The organism is Arthrobacter sp. AD-310, assembly GCF_054656615.1.
In genome coordinates, this window is record NZ_BAAHNO010000012.1 from 16,530 (window position 1) to 35,886 (window position 19,357).

Annotated in this window: 21 protein-coding genes; 11 read left to right on the forward strand and 10 right to left on the reverse strand. The window is 67.4% G+C overall.

Annotated elements, in window-relative coordinates:
- Positions 1 to 85: 85 nt before the first annotated feature.
- From ACYQ1Z_RS08920 to ACYQ1Z_RS08930, 3 genes are read left to right on the forward strand one after another with little or no spacing between them, the layout of a single operon-like run.
- Positions 86 to 802, forward strand: a complete 717-nt coding sequence (locus ACYQ1Z_RS08920; protein ID WP_459792159.1) for a CoA transferase subunit A — start codon at positions 86 to 88, stop codon at positions 800 to 802.
- Positions 803 to 851: 49 nt separating this feature from the next.
- Positions 852 to 1,532 carry a CoA transferase subunit B gene (locus tag ACYQ1Z_RS08925; protein WP_459792160.1) on the forward strand — a complete coding sequence of 227 codons (681 nt, stop codon included), beginning with the start codon at positions 852 to 854 and terminating at the stop codon, positions 1,530 to 1,532.
- On the forward strand, positions 1,529 to 2,722 hold the full coding sequence (locus tag ACYQ1Z_RS08930) for an acetyl-CoA acetyltransferase (protein ID WP_459792161.1): 1,194 nt from the start codon (positions 1,529 to 1,531) through the stop codon (positions 2,720 to 2,722). The genes ACYQ1Z_RS08925 and ACYQ1Z_RS08930 overlap by 4 nt, the downstream gene beginning before the upstream one ends.
- Before the next feature lie 119 nt (positions 2,723 to 2,841).
- Here ACYQ1Z_RS08930 and ACYQ1Z_RS08935 read toward each other — a convergent pair whose 3' ends face one another.
- Together ACYQ1Z_RS08935 and ACYQ1Z_RS08940 are read right to left on the reverse strand one after the other, a co-directional pair.
- On the reverse strand, positions 2,842 to 3,540 hold the full coding sequence (locus tag ACYQ1Z_RS08935) for an ankyrin repeat domain-containing protein (protein WP_459792260.1): 699 nt from the start codon (positions 3,538 to 3,540) through the stop codon (positions 2,842 to 2,844).
- A gap of 12 nt (positions 3,541 to 3,552) precedes the next feature.
- Positions 3,553 to 4,122, reverse strand: a complete 570-nt coding sequence (locus tag ACYQ1Z_RS08940; protein ID WP_459792162.1) for a GlcG/HbpS family heme-binding protein — start codon at positions 4,120 to 4,122, stop codon at positions 3,553 to 3,555.
- 194 nt (positions 4,123 to 4,316) lie between these two features.
- On the opposite strand from ACYQ1Z_RS08940, the gene ACYQ1Z_RS08945 reads away from it, so the two are divergent.
- The 5 genes from ACYQ1Z_RS08945 (at position 4,317) to ACYQ1Z_RS08965 (ending at position 7,804) form a co-directional block, all read left to right on the forward strand.
- Complete coding sequence (locus tag ACYQ1Z_RS08945; RefSeq protein ID WP_459792163.1) at positions 4,317 to 5,549, forward strand: sensor histidine kinase; 1,233 nt, start codon at positions 4,317 to 4,319, stop codon at positions 5,547 to 5,549.
- Positions 5,546 to 6,172 carry a response regulator gene (locus ACYQ1Z_RS08950; RefSeq protein WP_459792164.1) on the forward strand — a complete coding sequence of 209 codons (627 nt, stop codon included), beginning with the start codon at positions 5,546 to 5,548 and terminating at the stop codon, positions 6,170 to 6,172. The genes ACYQ1Z_RS08945 and ACYQ1Z_RS08950 overlap by 4 nt, the downstream gene beginning before the upstream one ends.
- A 133-nt stretch (positions 6,173 to 6,305) precedes the next feature.
- Positions 6,306 to 6,509, forward strand: coding sequence for a cold-shock protein (locus tag ACYQ1Z_RS08955; protein WP_459792165.1), 204 nt, complete (start codon positions 6,306 to 6,308; stop codon positions 6,507 to 6,509).
- A gap of 122 nt (positions 6,510 to 6,631) precedes the next feature.
- Positions 6,632 to 6,967: a hypothetical protein gene (locus ACYQ1Z_RS08960; RefSeq protein ID WP_459792166.1), complete on the forward strand. Its 336-nt coding sequence runs from the start codon at positions 6,632 to 6,634 to the stop codon at positions 6,965 to 6,967.
- A gap of 57 nt (positions 6,968 to 7,024) precedes the next feature.
- Positions 7,025 to 7,804, forward strand: coding sequence for a MerR family transcriptional regulator (locus ACYQ1Z_RS08965; RefSeq protein WP_459792167.1), 780 nt, complete (start codon positions 7,025 to 7,027; stop codon positions 7,802 to 7,804).
- A 6-nt stretch (positions 7,805 to 7,810) separates the two neighbouring features.
- Here the strand turns inward: ACYQ1Z_RS08965 and ACYQ1Z_RS08970 are convergent, their stop codons facing one another.
- Positions 7,811 to 8,791: an SDR family oxidoreductase gene (locus ACYQ1Z_RS08970; protein WP_459792168.1), complete on the reverse strand. Its 981-nt coding sequence runs from the start codon at positions 8,789 to 8,791 to the stop codon at positions 7,811 to 7,813.
- A gap of 157 nt (positions 8,792 to 8,948) precedes the next feature.
- A complete protein-coding gene (locus ACYQ1Z_RS08975) occupies positions 8,949 to 10,139 on the reverse strand; it encodes an acyl-CoA dehydrogenase family protein (protein ID WP_459792169.1) in 1,191 nt (396 codons plus the stop codon).
- A 69-nt stretch (positions 10,140 to 10,208) separates the two neighbouring features.
- Between ACYQ1Z_RS08975 and ACYQ1Z_RS08980 the strand changes: the two genes are divergently transcribed.
- The gene (locus ACYQ1Z_RS08980; protein ID WP_459792170.1) at positions 10,209 to 10,736 is read left to right on the forward strand and encodes a MarR family winged helix-turn-helix transcriptional regulator; all 528 of its coding nucleotides are present in this window, start codon (positions 10,209 to 10,211) and stop codon (positions 10,734 to 10,736) included.
- 38 nt (positions 10,737 to 10,774) lie between these two features.
- Here the strand turns inward: ACYQ1Z_RS08980 and ACYQ1Z_RS08985 are convergent, their stop codons facing one another.
- The 5 genes from ACYQ1Z_RS08985 to ACYQ1Z_RS09005 form a co-directional block, all read right to left on the reverse strand.
- Entirely contained in the window at positions 10,775 to 11,437 is a 663-nt protein-coding gene (locus tag ACYQ1Z_RS08985; protein ID WP_459792171.1) for a DedA family protein, read from the reverse strand.
- A gap of 527 nt (positions 11,438 to 11,964) precedes the next feature.
- On the reverse strand, positions 11,965 to 12,741 hold the full coding sequence (locus ACYQ1Z_RS08990; protein ID WP_459792172.1) for an enoyl-CoA hydratase: 777 nt from the start codon (positions 12,739 to 12,741) through the stop codon (positions 11,965 to 11,967).
- Positions 12,738 to 13,730, reverse strand: coding sequence for a 3-hydroxyisobutyrate dehydrogenase (gene mmsB, locus ACYQ1Z_RS08995; protein ID WP_459792173.1), 993 nt, complete (start codon positions 13,728 to 13,730; stop codon positions 12,738 to 12,740). Before mmsB ends, ACYQ1Z_RS08990 begins: the two co-directional genes overlap by 4 nt.
- Positions 13,723 to 14,820 (reverse strand): enoyl-CoA hydratase/isomerase family protein, encoded by a 1,098-nt coding sequence (locus ACYQ1Z_RS09000; RefSeq protein WP_459792174.1) that lies wholly within the window; start codon positions 14,818 to 14,820, stop codon positions 13,723 to 13,725. The genes mmsB and ACYQ1Z_RS09000 overlap by 8 nt, the downstream gene beginning before the upstream one ends.
- Positions 14,820 to 16,319 (reverse strand): CoA-acylating methylmalonate-semialdehyde dehydrogenase, encoded by a 1,500-nt coding sequence (locus ACYQ1Z_RS09005; protein ID WP_459792175.1) that lies wholly within the window; start codon positions 16,317 to 16,319, stop codon positions 14,820 to 14,822. The genes ACYQ1Z_RS09000 and ACYQ1Z_RS09005 overlap by 1 nt, the downstream gene beginning before the upstream one ends.
- Before the next feature lie 182 nt (positions 16,320 to 16,501).
- On the opposite strand from ACYQ1Z_RS09005, the gene ACYQ1Z_RS09010 reads away from it, so the two are divergent.
- Together ACYQ1Z_RS09010 and ACYQ1Z_RS09015 are read left to right on the forward strand one after the other, a co-directional pair.
- On the forward strand, positions 16,502 to 17,308 hold the full coding sequence (locus ACYQ1Z_RS09010; RefSeq protein WP_459792176.1) for an exodeoxyribonuclease III: 807 nt from the start codon (positions 16,502 to 16,504) through the stop codon (positions 17,306 to 17,308).
- 34 nt (positions 17,309 to 17,342) lie between these two features.
- Entirely contained in the window at positions 17,343 to 18,227 is an 885-nt protein-coding gene (locus ACYQ1Z_RS09015; RefSeq protein ID WP_459792177.1) for a hypothetical protein, read from the forward strand.
- A 35-nt stretch (positions 18,228 to 18,262) separates the two neighbouring features.
- Here the strand turns inward: ACYQ1Z_RS09015 and ACYQ1Z_RS09020 are convergent, their stop codons facing one another.
- Entirely contained in the window at positions 18,263 to 19,315 is a 1,053-nt protein-coding gene (locus ACYQ1Z_RS09020) for a LacI family DNA-binding transcriptional regulator (protein WP_459792178.1), read from the reverse strand.
- Positions 19,316 to 19,357: the final 42 nt, after the last annotated feature.

The window sequence follows — 19,357 nt, forward strand, 5'->3', positions numbered from 1 at the left end:
TGCAGTGCAGGCCGCCCCTAGTCTCCATAACCAGACCCGAACCGTCCACAAAATGGACGCAGCAATTTCTCGATGAGGAGACCCCATGAACAAACTCAACCCATCCGCTCCGGAAGCTCTCGACGGCGTGCTGCAGGATGGCATGACGCTCGCGGTCGGCGGATTCGGCCTCAGCGGCATCCCGGCCGACCTCATCGAAGCGGTCCGTGATTCGGGCGTGAAGGACCTGACCGTGGTGTCGAACAACATGGGCGTGGACGGCAAGGGCCTGGGCATCCTCATCGAGGCCGGCCAGGTCAGCAAAGTGATTGCTTCCTATGTGGGCGAGAACAGACTGTTCGCCGAGCAGTACCTGGCTGGAAAACTGGAAGTAGAGTTCACGCCACAGGGCACCCTGGCCGAGCGGCTCCGCGCCGGCGGCGCGGGAATCCCCGCCTTCTACACCAAAACGGGCGTCGGCACCCTGGTCGCCGAAGGCAAACCGCTTGAGGAGTTCGACGGCGAAACGTACGTCCGGGAACGGGCCATCATCGCCGACGTCGCCCTGGTGCATGCCCACACAGCAGACCTGGACGCCAACCTGACCTACCGTTTCACCGCACGGAACTTCAACCCTGTCGTGGCCACCGCCGGCAGGCTGACCATCGCCGAGGCGGAGGTCATCGTGGAGCCGGGCGAACTGGACCCAAACCACATCGTCACCCCCGGCGTCTTCGTCCAGCGGCTGGTGCAGGCCACGGCGCGCGTCAAAGACATCGAACAGCGCACCGTCCGGCCGCGCCCTGACCTCGTTTCCGCCTGAGCAGGCTTGGCCCCTTCCACGCACCCCAACACTTCCAAAGGAGAACCCCATGCCCTGGACCAGGGATGAAATGGCCGCCATCGCGGCCGAAGAACTGAACGACGGCGACTACGTGAACCTGGGCATCGGCATCCCCACCCTGGTGGCCAACAACCTCCCCGACGGCGTCCGGGTGGTGCTGCAGAGCGAGAACGGCCTCCTCGGGATGGGCCCGTTCCCCTACGAGGGTGAAGAGGACGCGGACCTCATCAACGCCGGGAAACAGACCGTCACCGTCCTTCCCGGCGGCAGCATCTTCGACTCCGCCACCTCCTTCGGCATGATCCGCGGCGGGCATGTGAAGGTGGCCATCCTGGGGGCCATGCAGGTGTCCGGCAATGGCGACCTCGCCAACTGGACCATCCCGGGCAAGATGGTCAAGGGCATGGGCGGCGCCATGGACCTGGTGGCCGGAACCCCGCGCGTCGTGGTCCTCACCGAGCACAACGCCAAGGACGGCTCAGCCAAGATTGTCCGCGAATGCACCCTCCCGCTGACAGGGCTGGGCTGCGTGGACCGGATCATCAGCGACCTCGCCGTGTTTGACCTGGTGAAGGATGAACACGGAGCAGCCGGCGGCCGGCGGCTCACGCTGACCCGCCTGGCGCCGGGGGTCACCGTTGAGGAGATCCGGGAGAAGACCGACGCAGGGTTCATCGTGGCCCTGGACAACGAGGAAGTGGCGGCATGAGCCTGAAGGACCGGTTCGGCAAGGACGTCCTGATCACCGGGTGGGGACACAGCCGGTTCGGGAAGCTTTCCGAGGAGACCCTGGAGTCCCTGATCGTGCAGGTGGCCACGGACGCCATAAACGCCGCGGGCATCGAGCCGGGGCACATCGACGAGATCTACGTGGGCCAGTTCAACTCCGGCATGATGCCGCTGGCGTTCCCATCCTCCCTGGCGCTGCAGGTTTCCCCGGACCTGGCAAACGTCCCGTCCACCCGGGTGGAGAACGCCTGTGCTTCCGGCTCTGCCGCGTTCCAGCAGGGCACCAAGTCGCTGCTCGCCGGAACGGCCAAAACCGTCCTGGTGATCGGCGCCGAGAAGATGACCCACGCCGGCGCGGACGTGGTGGGCGCCGGACTGCTGGGCGCCGATTACGACATGGCAGGCAAACCCTCCACCACGGGCTTCACCGGACTCTTCGCCGAGGTGGCCAAGCACTACGCGAAACGCTACGACACCAACGGCACCCTGGGCGATGTCCTGGGCACCATCGCGGCCAAGAACCACCGCAACGGCGTGGACAACCCCTACGCCCAGCTCCGCAAGGACCTCGGCGAGGAGTTCTGCCGGACCGTCTCGGACAAAAACCCGATGGTCGCCGATCCCCTGCGCCGCACCGACTGCTCCCCCGTCTCGGACGGTGCTGCCGCCGTCGTGCTGTCCACTGCGCCCACCGGCGGCACCAACCCTGCCGTCAGGCTGGCGGGGTTCGGCCAGGCCAACGACTTCTTCCCGGCGGCCCGCCGCGACCCCACCGCCTTCGAAGCCACCCGGGTGTCCTGGCAGCGCGCCCTGGCGATGGCCGGCGTCGGAATCGAAGACCTGGACCTCGCCGAGGTCCATGACTGCTTCACCATCGCCGAACTGCTGATATATGAGGCCATGGGACTGACCGAACCCGGCCAGGGCGCCCGTGCCCTCGAGGAAGGCTGGGTGTTCAAGGACGGGAAACTGCCGGTGAACGTGTCCGGCGGGCTCAAGTCCAAGGGCCACCCCGTGGGCGCAACCGGCGTCTCGCAGCACGTCCTCGCGGCCATGCAGCTCACCGGCACCGCGGGTGACATACAGCTGGCCAATCCGCGCCGCGCCGCCGTCCAGAACATGGGCGGTGTGGGCATCGCCAACTACGTCAGCATCCTCGAGGCCGTCTGACTTCCCAGGCGGGACGTGCCGTCGTGGGGCACTTTGAAGGCGCCAAACGTCCTTCTGAACCCAATACGACGGTGTGTCCGCGCCAATGTGTCCCGGGACGGGCTGCGTGAATGGACTGGCTAGCCGCGGGCACGGATGATTGCCGCGATCCCGCTGAACCCCAGCCGCTCGGCGTTCTGCAGCGCGGTCCGGCCCTGCGGGTCGCGGATGTCCGGGTCGGCGCCGGCCTCGAGGAGCAGCCGTACAACCTCCTGTTGGCGCGGGCCGCCGTCATTGAGCAGGATGGCCTCCTGCATGGCGGTCCAGCCCAGGTTGTTAACGTGGTTGACCGGGACGCCTGCCGCGACCAGGATCTTCACCGTCTCCACGTGGCCGTGTTCGCTCGCCGGGATCAGCGCCGTCCCGCCGTAGCGGTTGATGCTGGTGACCTCCGCCCCGGCGGCGAGCGTCAGCCGGAGCACCTCGTTGAAGCCCTCCGCCCCGGCGTACAGGAACGCCGAGTCCTGGATCGGGTCCTTCGCATTCACGCTGCCGCCGCGGCCTATCAGTTCGGCCACCAGCGGCGCGTTGTTCGCCTTCGCGGCGGCAATGAGCTGCTGGTCGAGCTGTGCTTGCTCCTCCGCGGCCAGTGACGGCGGTGCCGGCGTGGCGGGTTCCGCCGTCTGGACCTGTTCCGAGGTGGGTGCACTGCTTTCCGGTGAAGGAACGCCCGACGCCGGTCCGCCGGCTGGTGCCGCGCCGGGGCCTTGGCAGGCCGCCAGGACCAAAGCCAGGACTCCAACGGCCGGGAGCAGGCAGGCGCGACGGACCGTGCGCATCATGCCGGCAGCCTACTTCCCGGCGGCCGCGCCGGCGATGGCTTCCGCGCCGGCGGTGGCGCAGGCTTCGTCCAGGGCGCCGTCCGGTGCACCGCCGACGCCGATGCCCGCCACAGAGACGCCGTTCACCTTCAGCGGTACGCCACCCCCAAGGAACAGGGTGCCGGGGAGGTCGGCGATGGACGGGCCGTTGCCGTTGATGCGCTTGGCCAGCTCGCTCGTGGGCGCGCCGAATGCCGCGGCCGTGTACGCCTTCTGCTTAGCGGCTTCAATGGTGTGCTCGGCGGCGTTGTCGCCGCGGAGCAGGGCCTGGACGGTGCCGAACCGGTCCACGAGCGCAACGGTGACGAAGGGCAGCTTGTCCGACTGGCACTTGGCGAGGGCGGCGTTCACGGCGGTAGAGGAGGCGCCAACGGAAATCCGGTTCTGCTGGACAACGGTCCCGGCCGCGGGCTGGACGTCGACGGCGGGCACGGCGGTTGGGGCCGAACCGGTCCCGGCGTTCGCTGCGGCCGTGGCCCCTGCGGTCAGGACAAGCGCGCCGGCTGCTGCTGCGGCAAACGCTTTATGGGACTTCTTCACGGGTGCTCCTTGGATCAGGCTTGTCGGACGGTACGCATCCATCCTTCCGGGAGCCGCCGCGCCTGCCATCGGGCCTTCGGCTGCTTGCCGCTCAGCCCAAAGGCCAGCCGCATCAGCCAAAAGGCTGAGGGACCAGCAACGGCGGGGGCAATAGCATGGAGACAGCGTTCCCCTCACGAAGAACAGGCCGTCCCATGCCTACCCGCGTTCCCACCGCCACGCCTCCTGACGACAACAGGCAGCGGCCCCGGCCCGTGCCTGGGTCGGGCGCCGGCCTGGGCGGCATCGACACCGCGGTGCATCTGGGGTTCGCGGTGCTCCTGGTGGCATCCCTGGTCCGGTACGTGATGCGGCACAGCCCGGCGGACAACCTGCTGGTGCTGGGCCTGGCCGCCGCGGCAAGCCTGCTGTACGCCGTCGTCGCGGTCCTGGCCAGGCGGGGCAGACCGGGGCTGCCGTGGATGTCCGCCCTGGTGGCTGTGTGGGCGGTGCTGGTGGTGGCGGCACCGAGCTTTGCCTGGTGCTCGTTCGCGCTCTTTTTCCTGTGCCGCAGTGCCCTCACCGGGGTGGCGGCGTACGTTGCGGCGGGGACGACGGCGGCCGCCACGGCCGCGGGCCTCTTCCGGATGAGCGGCGGCACGGACCTGGCGATGCTGCTGGGGCCAGTGGCGGTGGGCCTGCTGCTGACCCTGGTGTACGACCGCATCCAGGACGACGCCGAGGAGCAGCGGCGCCTGAACGCCGAGGTTTCGCTGGCCCAGGACCAGCTTGCCGCCAGCGAGCGCCGGGCCGGCACCATCGCCGAGCGGGAGCGTGTGTCCCGGGAGATCCACGACACCGTCACCCAGGGCCTGGCCAGCAGCCTGCTCCTCCTCGAGGCAGCCGGGCGGGCCTGGCCGGCCCCTGACACGCAGGCAGAGCTCCGGCAGGCGACCTCACTGCTGCGGACCAACCTGTCCGAAACCCGCAGACTGGTTCATGAACTCGCCTCCCCGGGGCTTGATGCGTCCCCGCTGCCGGAAGCGCTGCACGTTGCGGCCCGGCAGTATGTTCCCCAGGCCCGGCTCCTGGTGACCGGTGAACCCCGGCCCGTGCCCGCCGAGGTGCGCCACGCGCTGCTGCGCGTGGTTCAGAGCGCCGCGTCCAACGTCAGGTTGCACGCCGGCGCCACCACCGCCACCGTGACGGTCGGTTACCTCCCGGATGCCGTCACCCTGGATGTTTACGACGACGGCGCCGGGTTTGATCCGGCAGCGGCAGCACCGCCGTCGGACACCGGTGGATACGGGCTGCGTGCCATGCGGCAGCGGGTGGAGCAGCTGGGCGGAAGCTTTTCCGTGGAAAGCGCCCCCGGGGAGGGCACCATTGTGGCGGCACAGCTGCCGGCACCGCCAGTTGCCCCAACCGACACGGAAGGTACCGCATGAGCATGATCAGCGTCCTGCTGGTGGATGACCACCTGGTGGTCCGCAGCGGGCTGCGTGCGCTGCTGGGCACGCAACCGGACATCACCGTGGTGGCGGAAGCCGCTTCCGGGAAGGAAGCCCTGGACAAGGTGCAGGAGCACTCCCCCGCGGTGGTGGTCATGGACCTGGCCATGGGCGAAGGAATGGACGGGATCGAGGCGATCCGGAAAATCCGGGAACGCAACAGGAAGCAGGCAATCCTGGTGTTCACCACCTACGATTCCGATGCGGACATTGTCCGGGCCGTCGACGCCGGTGCCATGGGCTACCTCCTCAAGGACGCTGCTCCGGACGAAATCTTCGCCGCCATCCGCGGCGCCGTCCAAGGCAAAAGCGTGATGAGCCCGCCGGTGGCATCCCGGCTGTTCCAGCAGCTGCGCAACCCGGACGAGATCCTCACCCCCCGCGAGGCCGAACTGCTCAGCCTGCTCACCGAGGGCCTCAGCAACCGGGAACTGGGGCAGCGCCTGTTCATCTCCGAAGCCACCGTCAAAACACACCTTGCCCACATCTACGCAAAGCTCGGCGTGGAGACGCGGGCCGCGGCAATCGCGACGGCGATCCGCCGGGAAGGCATGCGCTGAGGACGCCATACTGCGCAAGACCCTTGCAAGCAGCGCGTCGGCCCCGTACTTTGGGGACTGCGGGGGACGTTCTCCGCGCACTCCGGCCTGACGCGCCGGGGGGAGAATCAGAGTCACATGAAGGAATGCAGCCATGGCAACAGGCACAGTTAAATGGTTCAACGCCGAAAAGGGTTTTGGCTTCATTGCCCCCGATGACGGGTCCGCTGACGTTTTCGCCCACTACTCGGCAATCAACGCCAGTGGTTACCGCTCCCTGGACGAGAACCAGAAGGTCGAATTCGATGTGACCCAGGGCCCCAAGGGCCCGCAGGCAGAGAACATCCGCCCGCTCTAAGGCTTCGGCAGCCCCGGCACCACCGGGGAAACCCACTGCAGCGGCTTCTTCGGCATATGCCGGAGGGGCCGCTGTTTTGCTCCCGGGGCCCGCCCCGCACCCGGCTTTGGGATAATTGATGCATGACCGGAGAAACCCAGGACAAGGACCCCTGGGAAGAATTCGACGCCTTGGGACCTGGCGTTCCGGACCGGGTACCGGGCCATCCGGGCGGAGAACCCCTGGGGTTTGGCTTCCGCACGGGCGTCCGCAGTGCCAGGGTTGCGGTCGGATTCGCCGCGTATTCCCTGGCACTGGGTACCGTCCTTGCGCTGACCGGCCTTGTCGTCTTCATTTCCCAGGGGCTGTGGCTCCTTGCCGGACTGATGGTCCTGATCGAAGCCATCTTCGTCCTGGCGTTCACCCGGCTCGCCGCCCAGGCGCGGAACCGAAGGCACCGGAACCGCCCCGACCACTGAGATCGCCTTTAGCCGGCCCCTTGACCTTGACGCTGCGTCAACCTCTACGCTCGGAGCATGGAAGAAACCGGGCCGGGCAAGGACTGGTCCATCCAGGACGTCGCCAGGATGGCCGGCACCACCAGCCGCACCCTGCGGCATTACGACGACATCGGCCTGCTGAAGCCCACCCGGGTGGGCAGCAACGGCTACCGGTATTACGACGGCGGCGCACTCCTTCAGCTGCAGCGGATCCTGCTGCTGCGTGAACTGGGGCTCGGGCTGCCCGCCATCGCCGAACTCTTCCAGCAGCAGACGGACGTGGTGCGCGCCCTGTCCCGCCACCTCAAGTGGCTTCGGCAGGAGCAGGAACGCCTTTCCCGGCAGATCCGCTCCGTCGCGCAAACAATCGCAACAGTAGAAGGAGGAGGCGAACTGATGGCAGAGAAGATGTTCGATGGCTTCGACCACACGCAGTACAAGGATGAGGTGGAGCAGCGTTGGGGCAAGGACGCCTACGCGAAAGGTGATGCCTGGTGGCGGGGCTTGGGCGATGGCGGGAGGCAGGCGTGGAAAGCCCGCTCCGAACAGCTCGGGAAGGACTGGCTCGCTGCGGCCGCATCCGGCGGGTCTCCGGCCGGCGCTGCTGCCCAGGACCTGGCGCGGCGGCACGTGGAATGGCTGGAGTCCATTCCCGGCACCCCGGCTTCGGAACCGGGCGGCGACCTGAAGGGCTATGTCACGGGACTGGCTGAAATGTACGTCGCGGATCCCCGGTTCGCTGCCAACTACGGCGGCGCGGACGGTGCCGGGTTCGTCCGGGATGCCCTGCGGACGTACGCGGAGCAGAACCTGTAGGCGCGTTTACCTCGCAAGCCGCCTGCCCGCGGCCACCACTGCGGCGGCGACTGCCGCCACCGCCACGATCCTGCGTCTGGCAGTGCGGGCCCGGCCGTGCCACCCGCCCGCCACCGTGCCTTTCCTGATGCTTTCGGAGGGACGGTGGAGGTTGCCGGAGGTGGCCGGCGCGGATTTCCGCCGCGGCAACTGTTTCCTGTCTACCTGGCGCGCTATGAGTCCTTCCACCGCACCCGGAGTGAGCTTGTGCTGCAGGACCAGCAGGCGGGCCGCGGGCCTGCCCACCACGAGTTCCCGGCGGGGATGTTCAATGACTTTGACCACGGCCTTTGCCACCTGGCCGGCGGTATAGACAGGGGGCATCGCCCTGGCCCGCCGGCCGGTGTAGTTGGCAGCGTGCTGGTAAAACGGTGTGTCTATGGTGGCGGGAAGGACAGTGCAGACGTGCACCGCGGACATCCCGTCGAGCGCGAGCTCCGAGCGCAGGCTGGTGCTGAGGGACCGGACCGCGGCCTTCGACATCGAGTACGCCGCCGAGTATGGCAGCGGCGTTTCACCCACCACCGAGGCCACGTTGACCAGGACGCCGGCCCCTTGGGCGGTCATGCGCACCAGGGCGGCGCGGGCACCGTTGACGTAGCCGGAAATGTTGACGTCAAGGACCCGTTGGAAATCCTCATGGGGGACCTCGGTCAGACGCCCGAACGCTCCGACCGCGGCGTTGTTGACCCATACGTCGAGCCGGCCGAATTCGGTGACGGTCCGCGCCGCGAGGTTGTCCACCATGGCCGGATCTGCCATGTCTGTGACCACCGCCAGGGCAGTGGCCCCACGTTTCCTGCATTCCCGGGCAACCGCGTTCAGCGCCTTGGCTCCGCGCGCCGCCAGGACCAGCTGCGCGCCCTTGTCCGCGCAGCGCAGCGCAGTGGCGCGGCCTATCCCGCTCGACGCCCCGGTAATCACAATGACTGATGTTCCAACGCGCATCGGGCTTCCCTTCACGCCTCCCGCCAGGGGAGGCAGAACAGCTACTGGCCAAACAGGACACTAAGCAGGCTGACCTCTTTGATGCTAGCGAGGTGATGCGTGCGGAACAACGTCGGCCCGCTGCCTTTCCCCGCCGTCTGTCCCTGCCAGGGAGCGATCAGGTGAATGCTGAAACCCCGGTGACGGCCCGGCCCACCAGGAGTGAGTTGATCTCGTAGCTGCCCTCGTAGGTGTAGAGGATTTCGGCGTCGCCGAACAGCTTGGCCATCCCGTAATCGCTGCTGATGCCGTTGCCGCCCAGGAGGGACCGGCCCATCGCCACGGACGCGCGGGCCAGCCGGGTGGTGGTTGCTTTCGCCATCGCCGCCTGCGCCATGTCCAGCTTTCCGCTCTCCTGCAGCTGCGCCACTTGCACCATCAGCGCCAGCGATGCCGACGCGTTGCCGAGGATCTCGGCGAGCTGCTGCTGGACCAGCTGGAACCCGGCAAGCGGCCGGCCGAACTGGTGCCGCGCCAGCGCGTAGTCGCGCGTCAGGTCGAAGGCCGAGAACTGGATGCCTGCCGCCTGCCAGCCGACCCACGCGCGGGAATCGCGCAGCAATTGCTGCGCCGAGGCAAAGTCCTGCGCCCCCGGGAGCAGGTTTGCGGCCGGGATGCGGACATTATCCAGTGTGAGGTCGGCGTTCTGCATGATGCGCAGACCGATCTTGTGGGAGATTTTGGTGGCGGTGAAACCGGGCCGGTCGGTCTCCACGAGGAATCCCTTGATGCCGCCGTCCGCTTCGTCCCGGGCCCAGACGAGGGCAAAGGCGGCGATGGTTCCCGCCCCGATCCACCGCTTCGCACCGTTGACGACCCACTCATTACCCTCCCGCCTGGCGCGGGTTTCCAGTCCGCGGGAGATGTCGGAACCGTGGTCCGGCTCGGTGAGGGCGAATGCTCCCAGCTCGGTGAAGTCCAGGAGTTCCGGCAGCCAGCGTCGTTGCTGCTCCGCGGACCCGAGCTGGCTGATCATGCCCAGGATCAGTTCATTATGGATTCCGGCCACGGCCGAAAGGGACACGTCCGCCCGCGCCAGTTCCATGTAAATCAGCCCTTTGGCCAATGCCGAGCTGCCATCCACCTGAAGCGCTCCCACGCCGTGCCTGCCCAGCTCCGCCAGGAGACCGCCCGGAAACTCCTCCCGGTTCCAGTAGCCGATGGACTCCGGACGGACGGTGCCTTGGAGGAATTCGCGCATCCGGGCGTGCCGTTCCCGCTCTGCCCGGGGCAGCAGCTCAACGATGTGCAGCAGGTCCGCATCCGGAAAAGGCAACGCGGCCGTTGCGCCGTGGGACTGAGCGGGCATCACATCCATCCCTCGCCAAACTGTTGGATGTCCTAGTATATTCACAGCAATTCCGCGAAAGGGGCTGGTATGGGCACTCCGTTAAGCCGTGACCCCATCGCCGAGGCCCGCCGCAACTGGGAAGAGCACGGATGGACTGACGTGGCTGCACCCATGGCGGCCATCACGGCGGTGATGCGCACCCAGCAGATCCTCCTCGCCCGGATCGAGGGTACCCTCAAACCTTTCGGCCTCACCTTTGCCCGGTACGAGCTCCTGGCATTGTTGAGCTTCGCCAGGAAGGGATCGCTGCCCATGAAGAAGGCAAGCGCCCTGTTGCAGGTCCACCCCACCTCTGTCACGAATGCCGTGGACCGGCTGGAGCGGGCGGGCCTGGTTGCCCGGTCACCGCACCCGACGGACGGCCGCACCACCCTCATCGGCCTGACGGCCCAGGGACGCAGCGTGGCCCGCGAATCGACGGCGGCACTCAACAGCGACGTATTCAGCGACCCGGGGTTCACTCCGGAGGATATTGACCTGCTCATCCGCATCCTCGGGGACTTCCGCCGGAACGCGGGCGACTTCAGCGACACCCACCCAACCAGGTGGCAGTAGCTGCCGTTTTGAGGGGTCAAAGCGGCAGTTACTGCCACTCAGTTGGGGTCAGCGGTTGGCTTTTGCCCTTTTACGCGCCGGACCACCAGCAGGACTACCGTCACGGCGATTGCGGCATACACGGCGTAGTTGAGGAACCGGGAGTACTGCTCGATGATCCGGTACTGGGTGCCCAAGGCGTACCCAAGCCCCACGAGGGCGCCGTTCCACAATCCGCTTCCCGCGAGCGTGTACAGCGTGAAAGTCCCCAGCGGCATGGCGGAGGCGCCGGCGGGAAGGGAAATAAGGCTCCGCACGCCTGGAAGCAGCCTGCCGAAGAAGATGGAGGACCTGCCATGCCGGCGGAACCAACCCGCAGCGTGCTCAAAGTCCTCACGGTCCACCAAAGGAAGTTTGGCCAAACCGCGGATGGACCGTTCCAGCCCCAGCCTGGCTCCCAGCCAGTAGAGGAACAGTGCCCCGGCGTAGGCACCCAGCGTGCTGGTGACGAAGACAAGGAGGAGGTTGAGCGAACCTTGTTTGGCGAGGTAGCCGGCCAGCGGCAGGATCACTTCGCTGGGAATGGGCGGCACCACGGTTTCGGCGAGGGTGAAGGCCCCGACACCCCACTCCCCCAAGGTATCGATCGCCCGGGCAGCGTATCCCACCAGGCCGCCGAGTCCGTCAGCAGGGCCGGCTTCCGCCACGGCTGTCACCCACATACGTTTTCTCCCCAAATTTTCCACAGCACACATTAACGTCCCGCGGTCCTGTCTACCTTACGGTCCTGAACGGAACCTGACAGCCGGGCGCGCCCCCCCTACTTCCGGGGTGCGGGCTTTGCCCTGACGTGCATCGGCTCGCAGGCTGCCGTTGAGCACATACAGCCACTCATAGCCTTCGTGCACCTTGGGCTTAGGCTCCTCCAGCGGCGCCGTCATCGTGGAAGGGGAGGTGAAGACGGCCACGGGCGTGTGCGGGAGGACTTCGAGGTGAAGCTCGACGACGGCAGGCGGCTGCGCGGGCGGCGGTTACTGATCACAACGGGGCTGCTGGACGAGCTGCCGGACATCCCCGGGCTGCGCGAACGGTGGGGCATGACGTGCTGCACTGCCCGTTCTGCCACGGCTGGGAGGTGCGGGAACCGCGCCTTGGGCGTCCTTGGCACGGGGCCGTGGTCGGTGCACCAAAGCCTGCTGTGCCGAGGAACTGGAGCAGGACCTGGCGGCGTACCGGACGGCGCCCGCCGTCACCGGTGTTTGAACGCGGGGTCCCGCTTCTCAGTGAACGCCGCCATGCCTTCCTTCTGGTCCTCGGTGGCAAACAGCGAATGGAACAGGCGCCGCTCGAACAGGACCCCCTGGGCGAGGCCTGTTTCGAAGGCGGCGTTCACGGCTTCCTTGGCCGCCATGGTCACCGGCTTGGACTTGGAGGCGATCACCCCGGCGGCTTTGAGCGCTTCGGCCACGACGTCCTCGGCCGGGACAACCCGGGATACCAGCCCGCAGCGGTCGGCTTCTTCTGCCCCGATGAACCGGCCGGTGAGGATCAGGTCCATCGCCTTTGCCTTTCCCACCGCCCGGGTGAGGCGCTGGGATCCGCCCATCCCGGGCAGGACACCCAGGTTGATCTCCGGCTGGCCGAACTTTGCGTTGTCCCCCGCGATGATGAGGTCGCACATCATCGCCAACTCACAACCGCCGCCGAGCGCAAAGCCGGAGACGGCAGCGACCGTGGGGATGCGCAGCCGGGTGAAGTCCTCCCAGCCGCGGAACCAGTCGGCCGCGTACATGTCCATGTAGCCCTGCTCGGACATTTCCTTGATGTCGGCGCCGGCAGCGAAGGCCTTCCCCGACCCGGTGATGACCACTGCGCCTGTTCCGGGGTCCGCGTCCATGGCTGCCACAGCGGAGACCAACTCCTCCATGGTGGCTTTGTTCAAGGCGTTCAGTGCCTGCGGCCGGTTGAGCGTCACCAGCCCCACCCTGCCATGCTGCTCCACCAGGATGTTGGCGTACTCCGTCATTCAGGACTCCCGTCGTCGTGCGCTGTTCCGTGCTTGCCGGCCGTGGCGGGCCGCTCGGTAGCAGCGGGTGCGGCCTGGTTTTCGGACCTCTGCCGGATGTCGGTGATGATCCCGGAGAAGTCGCGGCCGGCCCCGCCCTCCGCGGCAAACGTATCGTAAATTTCCGCTGCCAGCTGGCCCATGCGGCCCGCCACTCCGGTGCTTCGCAGGGCATTGACGGCGAGGTTGAGGTCCTTCGCCATCAGGGCGCCGGCGAACCCCGGCTGGTAGTCCCGGTTGGCCGGGCTGGTGGGGACCGGGCCCGGCACCGGACAGTTGGTGGTGAGGGCCCAGCACTGCCCCGACGCCGCTGAGGCCACGTCGAAGAGGGCCTGGTGGCTTAGTCCCAGTTTCTCGCCCAGCACGAAGGCCTCGCTGACGGCGATCATGGAGACACCGAGGATCAGGTTGTTGCAGACTTTCGCGGCCTGGCCGGCTCCATGGTCGCCGCAATGGACCACGTGTTTGCCCATCGCTTCAAGCAGCGGCCGTGCTGCTTCGAAATCCTCGGCCGTGCCGCCGACCATGAACGTCAGGGTTCCGGCTTCGGCTCCGACAACCCCGCCGGACACGGGCGCATCCAGCGACCGGTGCCCTGCGGCGAGTGCCAGTTCCGCGGCTTCGCGTGCCTCGTCGACGTTGATGGTGGAGCAGTCCAGGAAAAGGGTGCCCGGAGGTGCGGCGCTCAACAGCCCTGGCTGCCCGCCGGTGCCACGGTAGGCGTCGAGCACCTGCCGGCCGCTTTGGAACATGGTCAGCACCACCTCTGCTCCGGCGGCCGCATCAGTGGCTGCGGCCGCCGCCGGAACACCCTTTGCGCGGGCCGCTTCCAGCGCCGCGGGCACTACGTCGAATCCCGACACGGCATGGCCTGCCTTGACAAGGTTCGCAGCCATGGGGCCGCCCATATGCCCCAGGCCGAGGAACCCCACGGTGTATGTCCTAGACATGGTCCGCCTCCTTGGGCTGCAGCCGCCCGCCCGGGTTCAGGTCCAGTTCCCGGCCTTCCAGCGGTTCGAAGAACCGGGCGACGTCCTCCGCACGCACGTCCGCGAGGGTTGCGGGCTTCCAGCGGGGTGTGCGGTCTTTGTCCACCACCTGGGCACGGATGCCCTCCCGGAAGTCGGCCCCTGCCAGGAACCGCAGCCCGGCCCGGTACTCCTGGGCCAGGGCCTCCTCGAGCGTCATGCGCCTGGCCCTCCGCAGCGATTCCAGCGTCACTTTTATGGAGGTGGGGGACTTCGCTTCGATCGTGCCGGCGGCATCCTCGGCGTCCTTGGCCCCGGCGCCCTGCCAGGCACGGAGCCGGCGGACAATGTCCTCGGCGTCCCCGGACGCATAGCAGGAGTCGATCCATTCCCGCTGCCCGGCCAGCGTGGAGGGCGGGGGCTCCACCGCATAACGTGCGACGGCGGCTTCCGGGCTTTCGGTGCCCAGCGCCGCCGCGAGTTCGGGCAGCCGCGCGGAGGGAACGTAGTGGTCGGCCAGGCCGAGGTAGAGCGCGTCCGACCCGTCCAGGTGGGCGCCGGTGAGGGCCGCGTGGGTGCCCGCCTCCCCTGGTGCCCGGGCCAGCAGGAAGGTCCCTCCGACGTCGGGAGCGAAGCCAATGGTGGTCTCCGGCATGCCTGTCCTGGTCCGTTCGGTGACCACGCGGACGGACCCGTGTGCAGAGATTCCCACCCCGCCGCCGAGTACAAGGCCGTCCATCAGTGCAACGTACGGTTTGGGGTAGCGGGCGATCAGGGAGTTCATCCGGTACTCCGCCTGCCAGAACCGGGCGGTGGCGTGCCCGCCACGCGGGATGTCGGCATAGATGGCCACGATGTCCCCGCCGGCACACAAGCCGCGGTCACCGGCGCCCTGAACCAGGACGGCTCCGACGCGGTCGTCGTCTGCCCAGGCCGTGAGCTGCCCCAGGATCGTTTCCACCATCCCGGCGGTGAGTGCGTTAACCGCCCTGGGCCGGTTGAGGGTGATCACGGCCAGGGGGCCGCGGCGCTCGAACAGCACCTCGGCCCCGTTCAGCGTGCTTCGTGTCATCAGCTTCCTTCCGGCATGATGAAGCTGGATCCCTGGCGGATTCCCGAGGGCCAGCGCGTGGTGACGGTCTTGGTCCTGGTGTAGAAACGGAAGGCGTCCGCGCCGTGCTGGTTCAGGTCGCCAAACCCGGAGGCCTTCCAGCCGCCAAACGTGTAGTAGGCCAGGGGCACCGGGATGGGGACGTTGATGCCCACCATGCCAACGTCCACCCTGGTGGCGAAGTCGCGGGCGGCATCCCCGTCACGAGTGAAGATGGCGACGCCGTTGCCATACGGGTTGTCCGTGCACAGCCGGAGCGCTTCCTCGTAGTCAGCTGCGCGGACCACGCTGAGGACCGGCCCGAAGATTTCGTCCCGGTAGATGGACATGGCGGGGGTGACGTGGTCGAAGAGGGTGGGGCCGACCCAGAAGCCGCCTTCGTAACCCTCCACGGCCAGTCCGCGGCCGTCCGCGAGGAGGGTGGCGCCGTCGTCCGCCCCTGCCCGGATGTAGCCCTCGACCCGTTCCTTGGCAGCCGCCGATACCACGGGCCCGAAGTCCGAGTCCGGGTCCAGGCTGTGGCCCACCGTGAGCTTCTTGACCCGGTCCTGGAGCTTCGCGACCAGCCTGTCTGCGGTTTCACCCCCTACCGGCACGGCCACGGAGACGGCCATGCACCGTTCGCCGGCGGAGCCGTAGCCCGACCCGATGAGGGCGTCAGCTGCCTGGTCCAGGTCTGCATCGGGCATGACCACCATGTGGTTTTTCGCACCGCCAAAACATTGGGCCCGCTTGCCGTGGGCGGCGGCGATGGCATAGATGTACCGGGCGATGGGTGTGGAGCCGACGAACCCCACTGCCTTGATCCGGGGGTCCTCAAGCAGGGCGTCCACGGCTTCCTTGTCCCCGTTGACAACGTTAAACACGCCGTCCGGAACCCCCGCTTCGCTGTACAACGCGGCCAGCCGGAGCGGCACTGACGGGTCCCGTTCGGACGGCTTGAGGATGAAGGCGTTGCCTGCCGCAAGGGCTGGGCCGGACTTCCACAGCGGAATCATGGCCGGAAAGTTGAAGGGCGTTATGCCTGCCACCACGCCCAGCGGCTGCCGCAGGGAGTGGATATCGATTCCTGCGCCTGCGTCGGTCGAGAACTCCCCCTTGAGCAGGTGGGGCGCACCGGCCGCAAACTCCACCACTTCAAGGCCGCGCTGGATATCTCCCCGGGAATCTGCGAGGGTCTTGCCGTGCTCGGAGGACAGCGTCCTGGCCAGCCCGTCCATGTCGCGGTTCACCAGGTCCACGAATTTCAGCAGGATCCTGCCGCGCCGCTGCGGATTCGTGGCCGCCCATTCAGCCTGAGCCTTGGCAGCGGTGGCGACTGCGGCCTGCACCTCGTCCCTGCCTGCAAACGGAACCCGGGCCTGGACTTCCCCGGTGCACGGATCAAAGACGTCGCCGGAGCGTCCTGACGTTCCCCCGACGCGCCGGCCGCCGATGTAGTGGGACAGCTCGCGCACCATGGCTAATGCTCCTTCGCGGGGGTCCGGAATGTGGCCCAGGTCATCTCTGGTTGCGAATATACTCGGACTTCCTACTAAGTTCCATCAGGCCGGCACCCCTCCCCCGCAGTCCTGAACCGAGGTCCAGCCGTGCTTAACCTGCGCTTTACCCCCGGCGCGGCCGCCACGGTAAGTTAGGAACTGTGAAGATTGCTACCTGGAATGTGAATTCGCTCCGCGCCCGCGCCGACCGTGTTGAAGCCTGGCTTCAGCGCAGCGACTGCGATGTCCTGGCCATCCAGGAAACGAAGTGCAAGGACGACAACTTCCCCTGGGAACTCTTCGAGCGGATGGGCTACGAGGTAGCCCACTTCGGCGTAAACCAATGGAACGGCGTGGCCATTGCGTCCCGGGTGGGACTCGAGGACGTCGAGCGGACGTTCCTGGACCAGCCCTCGTTCGGGAAGGCCGGCAAGGACCCCGTGCAGGAGGCCCGTGCCATGGCTGCCACCTGTGCCGGCATCCGGATCTGGAGCCTCTACGTCCCCAACGGCCGCTCGCTCGACGACGAGCACATGCCGTACAAGCTCAAGTGGCTGGAGAGCCTGAAGACGCACGCGCAGGGACTTGTTGCAGAGAATCCGCAGGCCCAGGTGGCGCTGATGGGTGACTGGAACATCGCCCCCTTCGACGACGACGTCTGGGACATCGACCTCTTCGTGAACAACCGGTCCACGCACGTCAGCCCGCCCGAACGCGCTGCCTTCCACGCCTTCGAATCCGCCGGCTTCACCGACGTCGTCCGCCCCTACACCCCCGGCCCGGGCGTCTACACGTACTGGGACTACACCCAGCTCCGCTTCCCCAAGCGCGAAGGCATGCGGATCGACTTTGTCCTCGCCTCCCCCGCCCTTGCCAGCCGCGTGACTGGGGCCTCGATCGACCGTGAGGAACGCAAGGGCAAGGGCGCGTCGGACCACGCCCCTGTGCTGGTGGAACTGGCAGACTGATGGCAGCGACCTGGACCCAGCGAAGGAGGCCGTGATGACGGGAAACCTCTACCGGGGCCAGGCAGGCCTGCCATTTTCCTCGACCCTCCGCGTGTACGAACCGCTGGAGGCGTTCCCCGAGGAGCAAAGGGCGGCGATCCAGGCGGCGGGCGCACGCGCGGCGTCCCGTGCCGCCGTCGAAAACGCCGAACTGCTGGCCTCATTGGGCCGTATCACGCGCTCAGGCGGCGATCCGTTCCCCACCGGGCGCACCGACCTGGTCCGCGTCACCACCGCGTCTGCCGCCCAGGGCGGAATGGCCGACGGCGGCGCTGACGCCGAGGAGGTGCTCCTCTACTGCCCCAGCCAGCTGGTCCTGCGCGCGGGGCTGGCCGCCAACGCCCTGATGGAGGGCATCCATGGTCCGCTGGCGGAACTGCTGATTCCGGAGGAGCAGCGGGACAGGCACCAGGAGCGGATCGACCAGGTCAAGGCCCGGGACGGTTCCATCCGCGTCCACACCCGGGCGTCCACCTGGGGGATTCCCTTCAGCTGGTTTTCGCTGTTCATGGAGTCGGACCACAAGGACGTGGTGGAGGCCGCCGGGCGCATCCTCACCGTCCGGGTGTGGGCCCCCATCACGGAGGCGCTGGAACGCGCCCGGTATGCTGTGGCGAACCTCGCCCTGGCGGCCCCGGACCTGGACATGCTGGACGACCTCGCCCAGCTGACGGAGTGGCTCGAACAGTTCCACGTGGAGTCCATGGTTGAACTGGACTACGGGGCGGTGGCGGACAAGGTGTATCCCGACGAGTCACCGATGGACATCCGGTTGGGAATTGAATGCCTGGCCGAAGGCGACATGACCGGTGCCGCAGCAGCATACCGGCGGCTGGCGTCCCGGTGGATCCCGATCCGGCAGCTGGCCAGGGCCTCCTGAGCACAACCGGATACCTGTTTTTGCGTCGCGGCTCTTTAGTTCTGTGGCGGCGCGGTGGTCCGCCGGATGATGAGTTCGTGCGGCGCGACGGCGGACTGCACGGATCCCACGGCGCCGTCCAGTTCATCCAGGAGCATCTTGGTGGCCAGTTCCGCCTGCTCGTCAGGCTTCTGCCCCACCGTCGTCAGGCCCATGGCATCGGCGAAGTCGTGGTTGTCGATTCCCACCACGGACAGGTCTTCGGGTACCCGCACGCCGAGGCGGGTGGCTTCGAAGATGACTCCCATCGCCATTTCGTCCGAGGCGCAAAATATGGCCGTGGGCTTGGGGCCGGGATGGGCCCATAGGCGGCGGAACGCTTCCTGCCCGCTACGTACGGTGAAGTCGCCCCACTCATCCCACTCCGCGCGGGTGGGGAGGCCGGCGGCAGTCATAACGTCCTTGAACGCCAGGATGCGTACGCGGGGAACGTCGAAGTTAAGGTCGGTCTCGTCGTCGCCATGGAGCAGGGCGATGTCCCGGTGGCCAAGCTCGATCAGGTGGCGGACAGCCGTTGATGCTGCGGCGTAGTCGTCAATGCCGATATACGCGCATTCCTCGACGTGGCCGCCGACCACCACCAGGGGGATATCGATCTTCTGCAGGTGGTCCAGTTCTTCGTGGGTCAGCGCCATACACAGGACCAGGAGGGCATCGATTTGCTTGTAGACCATGGTCTTGCTGAAGAGGCGTTCCCGGTTGCTGCCATGCCCGCCAAGGTTGAAGAGGGAGAGGTTGTATTGCCGGGCATGGAGTTCCCGGTCGGCCCCCTCGATGGCCTTGGAGAAGAACCAGCGGCTGACGAACGGGGCGAGCACCCCGATGGTTTTGGTGCGTCCGGTTGCCAGGCCGGAGGCGGAGGAGGAGGCGACGTAGCCAAGGTTTCCGGCCACCTCCAGGATCTTTTCCCGGGTGGCGGGCGATACCCGGGGCAATCCCCGGACTGCCCGGGACACTGTGGCAGTCGATACCCCGGCGGCCGCCGCGACATCTTCAATGCTGACTCCGTTGTGGCCGCCCCGTTGGGATCTTTCTGTTGTGCGTGCCACGGTGTCCCCTCAATAACTCCTTGCAGCGTAAGGCAGTTTGCC